12 protein-coding genes are annotated in these 16,959 nt (G+C 40.6%); 8 read left to right on the forward strand and 4 right to left on the reverse strand.

Annotated elements, in window-relative coordinates:
• Positions 1–40 precede the first annotated feature (40 nt).
• The 4 genes from QJ048_RS04830 to QJ048_RS04845 all read left to right on the forward strand — a co-directional run bounded on the left by QJ048_RS04830 (position 41) and on the right by QJ048_RS04845 (position 5,879).
• Positions 41–2,470 (forward strand): DUF2339 domain-containing protein, encoded by a 2,430-nt coding sequence (locus QJ048_RS04830; RefSeq protein ID WP_282333199.1) that lies wholly within the window; start codon positions 41–43, stop codon positions 2,468–2,470.
• Positions 2,424–3,650, forward strand: a complete 1,227-nt coding sequence (locus QJ048_RS04835; RefSeq protein ID WP_282333200.1) for a hypothetical protein — start codon at positions 2,424–2,426, stop codon at positions 3,648–3,650. The genes QJ048_RS04830 and QJ048_RS04835 overlap by 47 nt, the downstream gene beginning before the upstream one ends.
• A gap of 29 nt (positions 3,651–3,679) precedes the next feature.
• On the forward strand, positions 3,680–4,531 hold the full coding sequence (locus tag QJ048_RS04840; RefSeq protein ID WP_282333201.1) for an RDD family protein: 852 nt from the start codon (positions 3,680–3,682) through the stop codon (positions 4,529–4,531).
• A gap of 163 nt (positions 4,532–4,694) precedes the next feature.
• Positions 4,695–5,879, forward strand: a complete 1,185-nt coding sequence (locus QJ048_RS04845; RefSeq protein WP_282333202.1) for an acetyl-CoA C-acyltransferase — start codon at positions 4,695–4,697, stop codon at positions 5,877–5,879.
• 178 nt (positions 5,880–6,057) lie between these two features.
• Here the strand turns inward: QJ048_RS04845 and QJ048_RS04850 are convergent, their stop codons facing one another.
• Positions 6,058–8,730, reverse strand: coding sequence for a valine--tRNA ligase (locus QJ048_RS04850; RefSeq protein WP_282333203.1), 2,673 nt, complete (start codon positions 8,728–8,730; stop codon positions 6,058–6,060).
• A 388-nt stretch (positions 8,731–9,118) separates the two neighbouring features.
• Between QJ048_RS04850 and QJ048_RS04855 the strand changes: the two genes are divergently transcribed.
• Entirely contained in the window at positions 9,119–10,162 is a 1,044-nt protein-coding gene (locus tag QJ048_RS04855) for a Gfo/Idh/MocA family oxidoreductase (RefSeq protein ID WP_282333204.1), read from the forward strand.
• Positions 10,163–10,300: 138 nt separating this feature from the next.
• Here the strand turns inward: QJ048_RS04855 and QJ048_RS04860 are convergent, their stop codons facing one another.
• The 3 genes from QJ048_RS04860 to accD all read right to left on the reverse strand — a co-directional run bounded on the left by QJ048_RS04860 (position 10,301) and on the right by accD (position 12,988).
• Positions 10,301–11,431, reverse strand: coding sequence for a hypothetical protein (locus QJ048_RS04860; RefSeq protein ID WP_282333205.1), 1,131 nt, complete (start codon positions 11,429–11,431; stop codon positions 10,301–10,303).
• A gap of 99 nt (positions 11,432–11,530) precedes the next feature.
• Positions 11,531–11,968 (reverse strand): SsrA-binding protein SmpB, encoded by a 438-nt coding sequence (gene smpB, locus QJ048_RS04865; protein WP_282333206.1) that lies wholly within the window; start codon positions 11,966–11,968, stop codon positions 11,531–11,533.
• Positions 11,969–12,073: 105 nt separating this feature from the next.
• Positions 12,074–12,988 carry an acetyl-CoA carboxylase, carboxyltransferase subunit beta gene (gene accD / locus QJ048_RS04870; RefSeq protein ID WP_282333207.1) on the reverse strand — a complete coding sequence of 305 codons (915 nt, stop codon included), beginning with the start codon at positions 12,986–12,988 and terminating at the stop codon, positions 12,074–12,076.
• 728 nt (positions 12,989–13,716) lie between these two features.
• Between accD and QJ048_RS04875 the strand changes: the two genes are divergently transcribed.
• From QJ048_RS04875 to QJ048_RS04885, 3 genes are all read left to right on the forward strand, one after another.
• Positions 13,717–14,415, forward strand: a complete 699-nt coding sequence (locus QJ048_RS04875; RefSeq protein WP_282333208.1) for a succinate dehydrogenase cytochrome b subunit — start codon at positions 13,717–13,719, stop codon at positions 14,413–14,415.
• 116 nt (positions 14,416–14,531) lie between these two features.
• Positions 14,532–16,505, forward strand: a complete 1,974-nt coding sequence (locus tag QJ048_RS04880) for a fumarate reductase/succinate dehydrogenase flavoprotein subunit (protein ID WP_282333209.1) — start codon at positions 14,532–14,534, stop codon at positions 16,503–16,505.
• Between the two features lie 59 nt (positions 16,506–16,564).
• Entirely contained in the window at positions 16,565–16,867 is a 303-nt protein-coding gene (locus QJ048_RS04885) for a four helix bundle protein (RefSeq protein WP_282333210.1), read from the forward strand.
• Positions 16,868–16,959: the final 92 nt, after the last annotated feature.

Raw genomic sequence — 16,959 nt, forward strand, 5'->3', positions numbered from 1 at the left:
CGGGTTATTCCTTATTTTGCGTGGATAAACCCTGGATCGTATGGAACTATTTCTACTGGTAGTAGCGCTGGTGCTGCTAGTCGTTTTGCTTTCAAGAGCATCGCGGCATGACAACACCCTAAGGCAACTGGATAACACTATTCATTTGCTGCACAACGAAATCAAACAACTAAAAGGCAAAGCATCTGCGCCTGCTCCTGACATAGTTTCACCACAGGCTTCTCCGCAAAAGAAAGAAGAACAGCCAAAACAGCCTGAGACTTTTGTTCCTTTTCCAAAGCCGATGACGCAAGCCGCTCCGCCGCAGAAAGAGCCGGAGCCAGCCTTGTTTACAAATGAGCCGAAAGAAAAGGCTGTGCCGATAAATCCCGCACCACGTCCAATTGCGGTGGCAAAACCTGCAGAACCACAGGAAAGTGTTTTTGCAAAATGGCTCGCGAAAAATCCTGATATAGAAAAATTCATTGGAGAAAATCTTATCAATAAAATTGGTATTGCGATTCTGGTTTTAGGCATCGCTTTCTTTGTAAAGTATGCCATCGACCAGGAATGGATCGGTGAGGTTGGAAGAGTGTCCATTGGACTGTTGTGCGGCGCCATACTTCAAGTTTTGGCACATAGGTTGCGCGAGAATTACAGACCATTCAGCTCTGTACTTGCAGGGGGTGGCATTACTGTATTTTATTTCACGATAGCATTTGCCTTTCATCAATACAATTTGTTTCCACAAACAGTGGCGTTTATCATAATGGTGATCATCACGGCGTTTGCGATTTTGATTTCCATTTTGTACGATCGAATTGAACTGGGCATCATTGCTACACTTGGTGGCTTTCTCACGCCATTTTTGGTAAGCAGGGGAGATGGAAATTACATAGTGCTGTTTACTTATTTAGTTATTTTAAACACAGGATTGATTGTGTTGGCCAATTACAAGCAATGGCGACCGATAAATTTCATTGCGTTCTTCTTTACGGTACTTATTTATGGCGGATTTATTGTTTCAAAAAGCGATGCGCCAAACTTTTCATACATTGGTGTTTTTCTTTTTGGAACCATCTTCTACATAATGTTTGTAGTGATGAATCTTATTTATCACGTTGCAAAAAAAGGGAAGCTCAAAGCATTCGATTTTATCATTCTGCTCAGTATAAATCTTGCCTATTTTGCTGCAGGATACTATCTCTTAAAGCATTGGCATTTGTTCGACTATACAGGGTTGTTTACTGCAGCACTAGGTTTGCTCAACTTGATTTTATCTTATGTTTTGTTTAAAAGGCAAGGAGTTGACCGCAATTTTATTTACCTGCTTATTGGCATTACGCTTAGCTTCATTTCGCTTGCTGCACCGGTACAACTGAAAGGCAATTACATCACAATGTTTTGGGCAGCGGAATTGGTGGTCCTGTTTTGGCTGTATCAAAAATCAGGAATACAATTAATGAAAATTGCTTCTGCTATTATCACCCTACTGGTCGCAGGAAGCCTTTTTATGGATTGGATAAACGTGTATGGCAATGACGCAGTAATACCTGTGATTGTCAATAAAGGCTTTTTGACTTCGGTGGTTGTATCGATAGCATTGTACCTTATGTACGCACTGATGCGGAAGGATCAAAGCGCCGTGTATGCAACTCCTTTGACCAACAAAGAAGTAAAGAATGTCTACATTATCCTTGGAACCTCGATACTTTTTATTGCGGGTTGCCTTGAAATAAATTATCAGTTCAGGCATCGCTATCCATCGCTGTCGTTAGAAGACATCTATCTGCCTTTATATGTTTATACTTTTGTCATTGTAGGTTTTATTGTGTTGCATTATTTCAAAGTTCAGATAGGGAAAGTTGTGCGAATCCTGGTGCCGGCTGTTCTTTTCATGTACTATTTGATCAATAACTTTTCAGTATATGACCTGGAAAAAGAGATGCTGGCAAACAATACAGGAGCGGCACATTTCATTGTTCATTGGCTGGGTGTGATCTTATATTTATTGATCCTTGGTCTTCTTATTCAATACATGATTGCTCATAAACAAGAATTGGGATCGCTTGTAAATGCTTTTGCATGCGCGACAACCATTGTTTTGATCATCGTTCTCAGTATTGAAATACAACACCTGTATGTTTGGAGTTATGCGCATAATGCCGATCAGGTTCAAGTGGCAGAACGAATATTCTCGAAAGCAGGATTAAGCATCTTGTGGGGTATTTCGTCCTTTATTATCATTTGGCTGGGATTGCGTTATCACTTCAAAGCATTGCGCATTATTGCGTTGTGTTTGTTTGGGGTAACAATCATAAAATTGTTTGCGTACGATCTAAGCAATATTTCGCCAGGCGGAAAAATTGCTGCGTTCATTTTGTTGGGTGCACTATTGCTTACTGTATCCTTTATGTATCAGCGACTGAAAAAAATAATTATAGATGACAAACCTATTGAAAACACTGAACAGGGTAAATTACAAGAATAACATTGGCCTGACCTTGCTGCTTTTCCTGGCAGGTTGTTTACAAACACAGGCACAATTTAAAAACAAAGCAATGCTGCAAGTGCCTGATTCTGCAGGATTTTACAGTATTGATATCTCGCCTGCAATTAGTGGTTTTGTAAAAACAGATTTAAGTGACATCCGCATTTTGGATGAGCAGCAAAGGCAGGTGCCTTTTATCATTCGTAATGCTGCTGCGCCAAAGATTGATAATCGCTTTGATACTTTGTCTGTTTTACAAAATAAGGTAGACGACAGCGGCAAGTCCATTATTGTTGTACAAAACAAAGGAGTAGGAAAACTAAATGGATTGACATTGGTCATAAAAAATGCCGATGTAATGCGCAGTGCCTCATTGATGGGAAGTGATGATGAAAAGAACTGGTATTCCATCATTGAGAATATTTACTTTTCCAATGCCTCGTCAACAGAGAAGGATGATTATCTACAGCAAATAAATTTTCCGTTGAGTGGTTATCATTTTTATAAATTAATAATTAACAATGGAAAGAACTCACCGCTAAATATTACCTCGGTTATCAGATCAGTTACTGAAGAAACGAAAGCGATGGATCCTTATGTTAGCAATCCTGAACTTAGGTTTTCGCAGAAGGATAGTACTGACGGTTATAGCTACATAGTAATCGGAAATCCTTCCGGATATCACATTGAGAAGATAGATTTCGACGTAAAAGGTCCAATGTTTTTTAAACGCGAGCTCACTATAGAAGCAGGGTTCAGCAACTATTCACATACAGTAAAAGCAGATTCAAATCATAGTTTCATAATTCCCGTCTTTAACGACAAGAAATGGACGATCAAAATTTACAATGGTGATAACCCTCCGCTTACTGTTACTGCAGTAAAAACTTTTCAATCGCGTAAACAACTCATTGCATCGCTCGATGCCGGCAAAAAATATGCGTTGTACATGAATGATTCTGCGGCAAAAGCACCGTCGTATGAATTACAGAATTTCAAAGACAGTATTCCTCAAGTGGTGAAAAATATCGCGGTTGGTTCTATTGAAAAAAATGTGACAGAAACGACAAAGAAAGTTGAGGCCAGCAAGAAATGGTTGTGGATCACTTTGGTTATTGTACTTGCAGTGCTGGCTTTCTTTACAGTGCGATTGGTAAAGGATGTACAAAAGAAAAATTAAACTGCTCATTTACCCCTATAATCAAGCCTATGAACAAACTAAAAATCGCTGCGACACTTGTTGGCCTGGAGTTGGCATATTCAATATACAACTGGGTTATCTTTTTCGCCCACGTTTACCAGAATAGACATTCAAGTGTATCAGAAGTATCGTGGGTTCATGTACTGGTTTCTGTGTTTGGGTTAGTGGCTTATGTGCAATTTCTTGTTACAAGGTTTAAATACTCTCAATTGCTGCGAATATTCGTGTTTTATCAATGCTTTACAGGCATAATTTGGACTATTAATTGGTTGCTGTTGTATACAAGAACAACTCTTGATATGTTTGAAAGTACCCCTGACTTTTTCCGCATTGCATTTACCACCCTTGCATTGCTTGTTATAAATTTTATTTCGCTTTTAGCGTTGCAAAATTGTCGGGTTCCAAAATACCAAACATACAATAACGGCATAGGAAATGTGTCAACATTTTCTCCTGTTATTAAGAATCTTCGTTTCATGCATCGGGTAATTGATATAGTTTTTCTGGGTGTTGTTTTCTATAACAACATATCATATGCCTATCAAAGATTCATAAGTGACGCACAGCTTATTATAATGGAACTGCTGCTGATTTTTATCTATTACTTCGTTATGGAAGCCGCTTTCAAAGTAACCATTGGAAAAATAGTTTCGCGGACCATTGTTGTAGATGAACGCGGCCAAAAAGCTGGATCGTGGGACGTTATGAAAAGAGCCTTATCTCGTTTCATTCCTTTTGATGCGCTTTCTTTTCTTTTCCGTAATCGTGGCTGGCATGATGAACTCAGCGGCACTTATGTGATTCACGACAAGTATGAATGGGAAGCAGAAGCAGACGCTTTCGATACTTATTTTACCTGAGAATCTGAATCCGAGCCAACTACAACGTTGGTCCCTTAAAACCCCGTCTTCGCGATTTGTTCACATTTTCCAACGCTGAAAATCACTAAATTTGACCCTAGTCTAAATTAAACATTCATGAGAATTGCAGCTTAAATGTCGCAGTTCCAACACATTGCCATTTATGAAACAGGAAGAAGTTTATATCATCTCAGCAGTACGCACGCCAATGGGAAGTTTTGGTGGCGCTTTAAAAGAATTTTCAGCAACAAAATTGGGTGCGATCGCCATTAAAGGCGCGTTGCAAAAAGCAGGAGTCGATCCTTCATTGGTTGACGATGTTTTGATGGGCTGCGTGATCCAGGCAAATCTTGGTCAGGCGCCAGCAAGACAGGCAGCAAAATTTGCCGGCCTGCCAGACAAAGTGAATTGTACAACAGTAAATAAAGTTTGCGCCAGCGGCATGAAATCTCTCGCCAGTGCAGCACAAAGTATTTTATTGGGAGATGCGGACATCGTAGTAGCTGGCGGTATGGAAAGTATGAGCAACGTACCTTTCTATGCAGACTCAATGCGTTGGGGAAACAAATACGGCAACGCTGCTTTCATTGATGGTTTGGCGAAAGATGGATTAACTGATGTGTACGATGGAAAAGCAATGGGCAACGCTGCTGAGCTTTGTGCGAAAGATTGCAATATCAGCCGTGGCGAACAAGATGCCTTTGCTGTAGAAAGTTACAAACGTTCGCAATCTGCATGGAACGAAGGGAAATTTGCTGATGAAATTGTGCCTGTGGAAATCCCACAACGCAAAGGGGATCCTGTTTTGTTTAACAAAGATGAAGAACCTTTCAACGTTAAGTTTGATAAAATTCCTGAACTGAAACCTGCTTTCGTTAAAGACGGAACAGTAACCGCTGCAAACGCATCAACGATGAATGATGGAGCCGCGGCACTTGTACTAATGAGCAAGTCAAAAGCAGAAGCATTGGGATTAAAACCAATTGCAAAAATTATTGGCTACGCAGATGCTGAACAGGCACCCGAGTGGTTTACAACTACCCCTTCACTGGCTGTTCCAAAAGCGGTAGAAAAAGCCGGTTTAAAAATGAGCGATATTGAATACTTCGAATTGAACGAAGCATTTGCTGTTGTAGGTATTGAGAACACCCGCCGCATGAAACTTGATCCAGCAAAGGTAAACGTGCATGGCGGTGCAGTAGCTTTGGGACATCCGTTGGGAGCAAGTGGCGCAAGAATAATTGTTACACTCATAAACGTATTAAAACAAAACAAAGCACGCTACGGAGCTGCCGGCATTTGCAATGGCGGAGGAGGAGCAAGTGCGATGGTGATAGAAGTGATTTGAGAATTTGAAGATTTGAGATGCAACATTCGTTATAGAGTGTTGCATCTCTTTTTTTTGCAGGTTCGATATTGTGATGAAAGAAGAGAGATTAAAGGTTTCTATCAAGCAAACATAAAAATGAAAAGGTGCAACACTCAATAAAGAATGCTGCACCTTTTTATTTTCAAATTAGTACATTTCAAATTGCCCTCAAGCTCTCCTCAATCACTTTAATCTTGTCTTCAGCATCTGCTTTTTTCTTTCTTTCAAATTCCACAACTTCGGGTTTTGCATTTTGAACAAAACGTTCGTTGCTTAATTTTTTTTCTACAGATGCTAAAAAGCCTTTTTGATATTCCAGCTCTTTTTCCAGCTCCTCCTTCTGATGTCCTGTATTTAAAGGTGTTTCAGTAACAAGGTAGAATTTATCTTTTCCAACAACAACGTTGATCGATTGAGCAACAGCATCAGTGGCAAAAGCAAAGCTCTTCGCGTTTACTTGTTTGCTTAACAGCTCCGTAATGTCGCTGTATGCAGATTGCTCATTGCTTTGAATACTCAGTTCAATTGTTTCTTTTGGTTTCAATTGTGCTTTATTTCTGGCATCACGAACTGCAGTGATGGAATCTTTCAGCAAATTTCCTTTTGCCAAAATCGCCTTATCAACCTTGCTAATTGGCGCAAATTGTTTTACACATAAATCTTCATTTCTTTCTTCCAGCAAATGATAAATTTCTTCTGTTACAAATGGCATGTATGGATGCAGTAGATGTAGCAAGTCTGTAAAGAATGCAATTGTTTTCTGATAGACACTATCATTGATCGGTTGCTCAAAGCCTGGCTTCGCCCACTCGAGATACCAGCTACAGAAGTCATCCCAAATGAGGGAGTAGATTGTTTTCAAAGCCTCACTCAGGCGGAACTGTTTCATCAACGAATCCACTTCTGTTTTTACTTCATTCAAACGGCTCTCAAACCAGCTGATAGCAAAAGTGGAATTGTCGCCTGAATTACTATTGTCAATTCTTGCTTCCCACATTTTCACCAGCTTCAATGCGTTCCATATCTTATTGTTGAAGAAACTTCCTTGCTCCAAAGAAGATTCGTCAAACAGCAAATCATTTCCTGCAGGAGATGAGATCATGATACCAAAACGAACCGCATCTGCACCGTATTTGTCAATCAACTCAAGCAAATCAGGAGAATTGCCAAGACTCTTACTCATCTTCCTTCCTTGTTTATCACGCACCATTCCGGTGAAGTAAACGTCTTTGAAAGGAATCTGCTTTTCATATTCCAAACCTGCCATTACCATTCTCGCCACCCAGAAGAAAATGATATCTTGTCCGGTAACCAAAACAGAAGTAGGGTAGTAATATTTTACTTCAGCGTTGCCTGGATCGGAAATGCCATTGAATACTTCACTAGGCCATAACCATGAAGAGAACCAGGTATCCAGCACATCTTCGTCTTGTTTAATATCGTTGATGGTAAACGGGGAAGAAGTGAGTTGATCATTAAACTGATCACCACCTGCGGACCACTGTGTTTCAAACAACATGAATGCCTCCTCACGAGTCGCAGCTACGACACATGTGCCATCAGGAGAGTACCATGCAGGAATTTGCTGTCCCCACCAAAGCTGGCGGCTGATGCACCAATCCTTCACGTTTTCCAGCCAATATTTATATGTAGCCAAAAATTTATCGCCCGGATGTATTCTGATGTCACCATCAACAACGGCTTTCAATGCAGGCTCTGCCAGCTCTTTCATTTTAAGGAACCACTGTGTGGAAATGCGTGGTTCTACAACAACGCCTGTACGCTGGCTGTAACCAAGGCGTGTTTGATATTCTTCTTCCTTAACCAAAAATCCTTTTTCAGTTAATTCAGCAATGATCTTTTTTCTTGCTTTGAAACGGTCTTCTCCAACATAAATTTGTGCTGCCGCGCTCAATGTACCGTCCTCATTCAATGTATCTACAACTTCAAGATTGTGCTTCAATCCTAAGTTATAGTCATTGATATCGTGCGCAGGTGTTACTTTCAATGCACCTGTACCAAATGAAGGGTCAACGTATTCATCGAAAATAATTGGAATACGGCGGTTGATCAACGGAACAACCGCGAATGCACCTTTCAGTTTTGTATAACGTTCATCATTTGGGTTTACGCAAATAGCAGTATCACCCATAATGGTCTCTGGACGCTGCGTTGCAATGGTAATGCAACCAATGTTTTTGCCATCGGCGCTAACCAGGTCATATTTTACATGATACAGTTTGCCCTGCAGGTCTTTGTATTCAACTTCTTCATCACTCAGAGCCGTTTTAGCCGCCGGATCCCAGTTGATCATGCGGGCGCCGCGATAGATCAATCCTTTATTATAGAGGTCAACAAAAACGTTAATAACCGCTTTGTAATAATGATCGTCCATGGTAAAGGTCACACGGCTCCAGTCCACACTACAACCCAATCTTTCGATCTGGTTGTAGATGATGCCACCGTATTTTTCTTTCCATTCGAATGCGTATTTTAAAAACTCCTCGCGACTAAGGTCAGCCTTTTTAATGCCTTTTTCTTTATCCAGCATTTGCACCACCTTCGCTTCTGTAGCAATAGAAGCGTGGTCGCTACCAGGAACCCAGCAAGCGTTAAAGCCGCTCATGCGAGCCTTTCTCACCAAAATATCCTGCACCGTTTCATTCAAAGTATGGCCCATGTGCAATACGCCGGTGACGTTTGGTGGCGGAATCACCACTGTAAACGCCGGACGATTGTCGGGTTTGCTGTTGAAATAGCCTTTCTGTTGCCAATGCTTGTTCCATTTGCCTTCTACACTTGCAGGAATAAAATTTTTACTGAGTTCCATTGTTTTTAATAAAATTTTGCCGCAAAATTTACAATGCGGAGGGCTGCAAAAATAATCAAAAATGGAACGCAAAAATGGAACGCAGATAACGCAGATTGAGCAGATTGCCGCAGATGAGATGGCACACGGATGACGCGGATTGGACGGATTTTCATGGATCTATTTTAATAGTTGAATAACTGAGTAAAAGAGTATCTGAATTGCTAGACAGCGGGGTATGTGCTAAATAGTTTGATGGTCGTGCTTGAAAAAATCAGTGTAAATCTGCTAAATCAGCGTCATTTGCGTACTTTCTTCATTTTCAAATCCCCAAATTTTCAAATTCCTAAACTATCTTTGCATTCCCTTTCACTAAGCCTCATTTTTAACACCGAACCAAAAAAACATCATGCAGCCTATTAAAACAGCGCTATGCTCTTTCGGCATGTCCGGCAGATTGTTTCATGCTCCGTTTATTGAAACGTTGTCCTACTTTGAATTGTATGCCGTATGGGAGCGTAGTAAAAAGCTGGCAGCTGAAAAATATCCATCTATTATTTCTTACGACAATTATGAAGATTTGCTTGCAGATGATGCCATCGAACTGGTAATCGTCAATACGCCAAACGCCACTCACTTCGAATACGCAAAAAAGGCTTTGCTGGCAGGCAAACATGTGATAGTAGAGAAGCCATTCACTGTACATTCTGACCAGGCGAAGGAGTTGCAAACCCTTGCTGAGGAACAAAGCAGAAAACTTGCAGTGTACCACAATCGCAGGTTTGACAGTGATTTTAAAACGGTTAAGAAAGTGATCGATGAGGGTTACCTCGGAAAAATTGTGGAAGCTGAAATTCATTTCGATCGTTATAAACAGGAGCTTAGTCCAAAAACGCACAAAGAAATGCCGGGCGACGGCACCGGCGCATTATATGATTTAGGATCTCACTTAATTGATCAGGCATTAACGCTCTTTGGCTTGCCTGAAGCAGTCTTCGGGGATATCCGTATCATTCGCGAAATCTCTAAAGTGGATGATTATTTTGAAGTGCTGCTGTATTATCCTGAATTAAGGGTAAGACTAAAAAGTAGTTATCTTGTACGTGAAGCGCTTGCTGCATACAGCTTACACGGTACTTTGGGTTCTTTTGTGAAATCGAGAGGGGATGTGCAGGAAGCAAATCTTGATAAAAAAATATTGCCGAATACTGCGGATTGGGGCGTTGAACCAGACACTGAAAAAGGATTGTTGCACACCGAAAAAAACGGAACAGTTGTTCGCGATTACATTGATACACTCCTTGGAAATTATAATGATTATTTCAGGCAGGTATACGAAGCGATTCGGCTTGACAAGCCCGTTCCCGTTAGCGCTGAAGATGGCCTGAATGTTATTCGTGTAATTGAAGCCGCATTTGAAAGTAGCGAAGGGAAGAAGGTTGTGAAGTTTTAGAAATTAGGAGTTAGGGAATCCGTAGGGGCGTATCGCATACGCCCTGCAATAACACCACGCTGCCTCGCGTGATACCGCGTTTTTAAATAATAAAGCTGCATCCAGTATTGAATGCAGCCTATGAAGAATTCTTAATTGCTAATTGTGTTTTCTTTTAATCCTTATCGTCGCGTTCTGCGAAAGGCTGCTCGATAAATAAACTTCCTGTCGCTGGTTTCCATCATACAATACCATCAATGCTGTATTGGGCGGGTATTTGCCGAGATTTTCAGCAAACATGCTCAGTTCATTTATTTCTTTGGTTTTGTCTAATACGATGTAGATGTTCAATGCCGTCGCCGCAAGCTCTTGCTTTACAAGAATCGGCTGATTATTCAGAAGGACCGAAATAATGTCACCATCAATTTCTCCGTTATCATAAAAACTAACCCGGACAGAATCCGAAGTCACAACAAGATCGTGACTGTATGTGTTCTTCCTTTTTTCAAATGCTTTGATCAGTAACTCATTTTCTGACGGAACTTGCGGAGCTGCTGCAATGGCAATGGGACCAACCACAGGTGTTGCTGTTTTCACTACAGTTTGCTTCGCGGCTTTGAGCGATTCTTCTTTTTCAATTATAGCAACAACAGCAGGCGTGTCGTTAGCAACGACAGGTGTTTCTGTTTTAGCTATATCAGCAGTGTCTTTTGCAATAACCAAGGGATTCGTTTTTGCAACGACTGGAGTATCTTTAACTACGGGCTTTTCGTTCTCAACAATTACGTCTTGTTGCTGTGGTTGCCAAAATCTTTTCGCAACAGAATTTTTTATCAGGCTGTCTTGTTTATTTTCTTCATCAGCGTCAAGATCGAATGTAACACGGAGCTCGGGGCAGGTATATTTATATTTTGGATCGCTTGAAAAATAGCCGTTGATATTGCTTTTCACTCTCGAAACCACAAGTGTTCCCGTGAAGTCCATATAGCAATTAACGCCATCAATATCTTTTGCACGGAAATAAGTAATGGGAATATTGTCTATTGTAATTGTTCTGGAAGCTTTGTCATAGTTGCCATGAATGTAAACGCTCTGATAACCGTTTTTGAAATAGTAACCTAAAATACCAACGACTTCACTACCTTTTTGCTTAATGATCATCTCTGCGAGATAATTGTTGTGGCGCCCTGAAAGCATTACGTCGGCGTTGCCATACCAGCTGCCGGTAACATTCTGAGCCTGGATACTTAAATGAAAGAGAACAGAAAGAAGTAATAATTTCGTTCGCATAGTTTGTCGTGGTACTAAAATGTATTAAAATTCATGCCAGTTAAAGGTTTTTGCTGTTATTTAAGATATTAGATTTATAATGGCCCGGCTTAGATAAAATTACTTTAAATATCGTTTGATTTCACGCTCGGTATCGCGTTGTTTGATGGTTTCTCGTTTATCATGAAGTTTTTTACCTTTTCCAAGTCCTATCTCGATTTTGGCCAGGTTTTTATCGTTGAAAAAAATACGGAGCGGAACAATGGTATAGCCTTTCTCAGTAGTTTTTCCCTGTAGCTTTTTCAACTCTTTTTTGGTAAGCAGCAGCTTGCGTTCCTGCGTTGGCTCGTGTTTGTAAAGAGTTCCAAAAGCGTACTCAGAAATGTGCAGGCTTTTAATGTACATTTCGCCTTTGTGCAAATAACAATAGCTGTCATTGAAACTTACCTTTCCTGCACGCAATGATTTCACTTCCGTTCCAACCAGTACAATCCCCGCTACATAAGTGTCTTCAATGTAGTATTCGTGAAAAGCCGATCTGTTTCTAATTTCTGCCATTTTGATTTGCTATGAAAATAGAACGCAGATTATCAAGATTGTCATGATCAATTACGATCTTATCATGAAAAATCATGACAATCTGCGTCATCTGCGTTCTAAATATTAGTTCTTAAAGAGAACAAGAAGTGTTGAAAGTCTTTCTTTCAAAGCCTTCCTATCTATTATAAAATCCAAAAAGCCATGCTCCAATAAGAATTCGCTTCTTTGGAAACCTTCTGGAAGATCTTTCTTAATTGTTTCTTTAATTACACGAGGTCCGGCAAAACCGATCAGGGCGCCAGGCTCCGCGATGTTTAAATCTCCCAACATACCAAATGACGCAGAAATACCACCAAAAGATGGATCGGTCAGGAAGGAAATGTAAGGGATTTTAGCGTCCGTCAATTGAGATAATTTGCCGGAAACCTTCGCCAACTGCATCAGAGAGAATGCGCTCTCCATCATACGGGCGCCACCACTTTTACAGATGATCATCAATGGTGTTTTGTGCTCAATCGCATAATCAACCGCTCTTGAAATTCTTTCTCCCATTACGCTACCCAATGAACCACCGATAAATTCGAAGTCCATGCAGGCAATTACAAAATCTTCGCCATCAACTTTACCTGATGCAACACGAATGGAATCGGTAAGGTCCGTTTTCTTCCATGTTTCTTCCAGTCGTTTTTGATAGGGTTTAAGATCTGTAAAGTGTAAAAAGTCTTTTGAACGGATGTTTTCAAACATCACATTATGTTCGCCATTGTCGAAAATGATGTCGAAATATTCTGAACTACCAATACGGTGATGGTAATTACATTTTGGGCAAACAAACAGATTTTCCTTCAACTCAGTAACCGTAGATATATAATTACATTCAGGACATTTTGCCCAAAGTCCCTCTGGTGTTTCTTTTTTTTCGGAAGTAGTTGTCAGGATACCTTTCTTGATGCGCTTGAACCAACTTGATTTTGATTCTTCACTCTGACCGTCTTCTCCGGCAAGATTAGCTGAAAAATCGTCTTCGTTTTTTGCCATGCGTTTAAAAAGTTTAAAAAATGGGCGGCTAAGATAGGAATTTAGTTGAAAGGTGAAAATTGAAAGTTGAAAACCGGAGTTGAGCTAGCTGGAGAGAAGCGCCATATCATATTGTTATCTTTTTCCGGCTAATACTATAATTGTCAAAGCCGGGATGACTCCAAAATGCTTCAAGTCCTATTTTCTTATAAATATCCAATTCCCGGATCCAGGAATGTCTTTATAAACAATTGATGTAAATCCCCGAATCCCCTCGATCAAGCTGTTGGTTTTCAAAATAGAGGCTCTAGTTTAAAAATATTATCTAAGTGCTCAAGGTATCTTTCTGCAGGATTCATCGGTTTTGATTGTTTCATCATCTATTATATATAATATATATAAATGTATTGCCGAAAGACAAATAAAGTAACTCCTTTGTCAGAAGCATCTGTCCGTAAAAGTAGTTTTTTGATAATCTGATAATAAGAATTTGAGTGCTTAATGCGGAATATCATGGAATTGTCATAAAAATATCTGGAGAAAAGCAAGTTGAAATACTTAGTGCCTTATTTTTGCACAGTCTAAAACGGAAAATTGCTATATAACCCTGCTGTGGAATCTCGAATTGTGTCAATTTTCAGGATATTATAGCTCAACTAAGCACTTTCCTTTGAAATAATTGTGTAACAATCAGCGTTTAAGCCTCAGTTATTTTTAAGGCCTCATAAAAAGATAAATAATAGTTTGACATGAAATGGTCTGAATTTTTTACTTCCTCGATCGGCAAAAAGTTTGTAATGGCTCTCACAGGAATTTTCCTAATTCTCTTTTTAATTGTACACGTAGGACTTAATGCCTGCATTTTTGCAACATGGTTTGACAGCGAAGATCATGGTGCTATGTTTAATAAAGCTGCCCATTTCATGGGAGCGAATTGGGTACCACGTTTACTTGAAATCGGTCTTTTTGCCGGTATTTTGCTACACATTTTCCAGGGTTACGCACTTGAAATGAAAAACCGCAGCACACGTTCTGTAGGTTATGCTGTAAAACTGGGTAACCGCGGAAGTAAATGGTACAGCCGCAGCATGGGTCTGCTGGGTACTTTGGTATTTCTTTTCTTAATTGTACATATCGCTCAATTCTGGGTTCCTTCACGCATCACGGGCCTGGAAGAAACTATAATCGATGGTAAACCATACCATGATCTTTACAGAAGAATGATAGAGGTGTTCCAACAACCGTGGGTTGTAGCGTTATACCTTGTTGGATGTGCTTCTTTGTTGTTTCACTTACTGCACGGCTTTCAAAGTTCTTTCAGAACCATTGGAGTAGTTAATAAAAGATATATGTCTCTCATCCAGGCAACAGGCGTTGCATTTTCCATCATCGTAGTGCTTCTATTCGCCCTGATGCCAATCAGCATGCACTTAGGTTGGGTAAAATAGGAGATAGACGAACTGTTTAGATGTTGTAGGGAAAAATTAGATTAAAATCATTTGACAATAATCGGCCGGAAAACACGATGCAATCATGCTTCCGGCGCTCAAATTTTCAAATTCATATGCTGAACTCAAAAATTCCTGCCGGTCAGCTCGACCAAAAATGGAATGACTACAAAGGACACGTTAAGCTGGTAAACCCTGCTAACAAGCGTAAAATTGAAGTTATTATAGTAGGTACAGGTTTGGCAGGCGCTTCTGCTGCTGCTGCTCTTGGCGAATTGGGATACAAAGTAAAAACATTTTGCTTCCAGGATTCTCCTCGTCGTGCGCACAGTATTGCTGCACAGGGCGGTATCAACGCTGCAAAAAATTATCAAAATGACGGTGACAGCGTTTTCCGTCTGTTTTACGATACAATTAAAGGTGGTGACTATAGAGCTCGTGAAGCAAACGTACATCGCCTCGCTGAAGTGAGTGTTAACATCATCGACCAGTGTGTCGCGCAAGGTGTTCCTTTCGCACGCGAATATGGTGGATTGCTCAGCAACCGTTCATTTGGTGGAACACAGGTACAACGTACTTTCTACGCTGCCGGACAAACCGGTCAGCAATTATTGATAGGTGCTTACCAGTCTTTGGAGCGCCAGATTTCTTTGGGTAATGTAAGACAATACTCACGCCACGAAATGCTGGAAGTGGTAATGGTAGATGGCAAAGCCCGTGGTATCATTGCACGCGATCTGGTAACTGGAAAATTGGAGCGTCACTTTGGTCACGCTGTGTTATTGTGTACAGGTGGTTACGGTAACGTATTCTATCTTTCTACTAACGCGATGGGCTGTAACGTAACAGCAGCATGGAAAGCACACAAAAAAGGAGCTTATTTCGGAAACCCTTGTTTCACGCAAATCCATCCGACCTGTATTCCAGTATCGGGAGATTACCAATCCAAGTTAACATTGATGTCAGAGTCATTGCGTAACGACGGACGTATCTGGGTTCCAAAGAAAAAAGACGACAACCGCAAAGCAACAGATATTCCTGAAGAAGAGAGAGATTATTACCTCGAAAGAAGATACCCTGCATTCGGTAACCTCGTTCCTCGTGACGTGGCGAGCCGTGCAGCGAAAGAAAGATGTGATGCCGGTTACGGGGTAGGTACATCTAAACAAGCCGTTTACCTTGATTATGCGGATGCGATCGACCGTTACGGTAAAATCGAATGCCTGAAACATGGTATTGAAAACCCTTCAGCCGAAGTGGTTCGCGAACATGGTGTAGCTGTAGTAAAAGAGAAATATGGTAACCTGTTTGACATGTACGACAAGATCACCGGTGAAAATCCATACGAAGTGCCAATGCGCATTTACCCTGCAGTTCACTACACAATGGGTGGATTGTGGGTTGACTACGAATTAATGACGTCAATTCCTGGCTTATATTGTCTTGGTGAAGCAAACTTCAGCGACCACGGTGCAAACCGTTTGGGTGCCTCTGCTTTGATGCAGGGCCTTGCGGACGGTTACTTCGTAATACCTTATACTGTAGGTAACTACCTGGCAGATGAAATTGCGACCAAAGCAATACCAGTAGATCATCCTGCATTTGTAGCGGCAGAAAAAGAAGTATCTGATCGCATTAACACGCTGATGGGCATTAAGGGTAAACAAACTGTTGAAAGTTTCCACAAACGTCTTGGTAAGATCATGTGGGACAAATGCGGCATGGCCCGTAACGCCCAAGGCTTGCAGGAAGCGATCACAGAGATCCAGCAATTGAAAAAAGAATTCTGGAGCGATCTTAAAATTCCGGGCGAAATCGGCGAGATGAACCCTGAGTTGGATAAAGCAAACCGTGTTGCAGACTTCATCGAGTTAGGTGAGTTGATGTGTATCGATGCACTGAACCGTAACGAAAGCTGCGGCGGTCATTTCCGCGAAGAGAGCCAAACCGAAGAAGGCGAAGCAAAACGCGACGACGCTAACTTCTCCTACGTTTCCGCATGGGAATACAAAGGCGAACACCAGTGGGAGTTGCATAAAGAAGATCTGACGTTTGATGTAGCTAAACCTACGCAACGTTCCTATAAGTAATGTGGAAATATGAAAATGTGATGAATGTGAAAATTCAGAGCCGAAATAACGCCGGATAAATGCAGACGAATGTTATTTTAGAAAAATCTATGAATTTTTCAATTAAAGTAATAGAGTTCTGCGAAACTCTGGAGAGGTTAAGAAAATTTGCAATAGCTAATCAACTATTACGTTGCGGAACAAGTGTTGGTGCTAATGTTTTTGAAGCTCAACATGCTGAGAGTAGATCGGACTTTATCCACAAAATGAAAATTGCTGTAAAAGAGGCGAATGAAGCATTGTATTGGATAGCCTTGTGCGAAAGAAGCGAGTATTATCCCACGAACAATTTGTTTGAAGGCGGATGCGGAAGAAGTAATTAGAATTATTTCAAAAATTATTTTGTCAACAAAGAAAGCTGTACAATAAAAATTATTAAAACAATTATTTGGACCATTAAAAAAATATTGAATGG

This window comes from Pinibacter soli, assembly GCF_029961145.1.
Taxonomy (GTDB): Bacteria; Bacteroidota; Bacteroidia; order Chitinophagales; family Chitinophagaceae; genus Pinibacter; species Pinibacter soli.

Bases quoted from the DNA above. Each gene is read 5' to 3' on its own strand.
- QJ048_RS04830 (WP_282333199.1), top strand. From the start codon at position 41: ATGGAACTATTTCTACTGGTAGTAGCGCTGGTGCTGCTAGTCGTTTTG.
- QJ048_RS04835 (WP_282333200.1), top strand. From the start codon at position 2,424: ATGACAAACCTATTGAAAACACTGAACAGGGTAAATTACAAGAATAAC.
- QJ048_RS04840 (WP_282333201.1), top strand. From the start codon at position 3,680: ATGAACAAACTAAAAATCGCTGCGACACTTGTTGGCCTGGAGTTGGCA.
- QJ048_RS04845 (WP_282333202.1), top strand. From the start codon at position 4,695: ATGAAACAGGAAGAAGTTTATATCATCTCAGCAGTACGCACGCCAATG.
- QJ048_RS04850 (WP_282333203.1), bottom strand. From the start codon at position 8,730: ATGGAACTCAGTAAAAATTTTATTCCTGCAAGTGTAGAAGGCAAATGG.
- QJ048_RS04855 (WP_282333204.1), top strand. From the start codon at position 9,119: ATGCAGCCTATTAAAACAGCGCTATGCTCTTTCGGCATGTCCGGCAGA.
- QJ048_RS04860 (WP_282333205.1), bottom strand. From the start codon at position 11,431: ATGCGAACGAAATTATTACTTCTTTCTGTTCTCTTTCATTTAAGTATC.
- smpB (WP_282333206.1), bottom strand. From the start codon at position 11,968: ATGGCAGAAATTAGAAACAGATCGGCTTTTCACGAATACTACATTGAA.
- accD (WP_282333207.1), bottom strand. From the start codon at position 12,988: ATGGCAAAAAACGAAGACGATTTTTCAGCTAATCTTGCCGGAGAAGAC.
- QJ048_RS04875 (WP_282333208.1), top strand. From the start codon at position 13,717: ATGAAATGGTCTGAATTTTTTACTTCCTCGATCGGCAAAAAGTTTGTA.
- QJ048_RS04880 (WP_282333209.1), top strand. From the start codon at position 14,532: ATGCTGAACTCAAAAATTCCTGCCGGTCAGCTCGACCAAAAATGGAAT.
- QJ048_RS04885 (WP_282333210.1), top strand. From the start codon at position 16,565: ATGCAGACGAATGTTATTTTAGAAAAATCTATGAATTTTTCAATTAAA.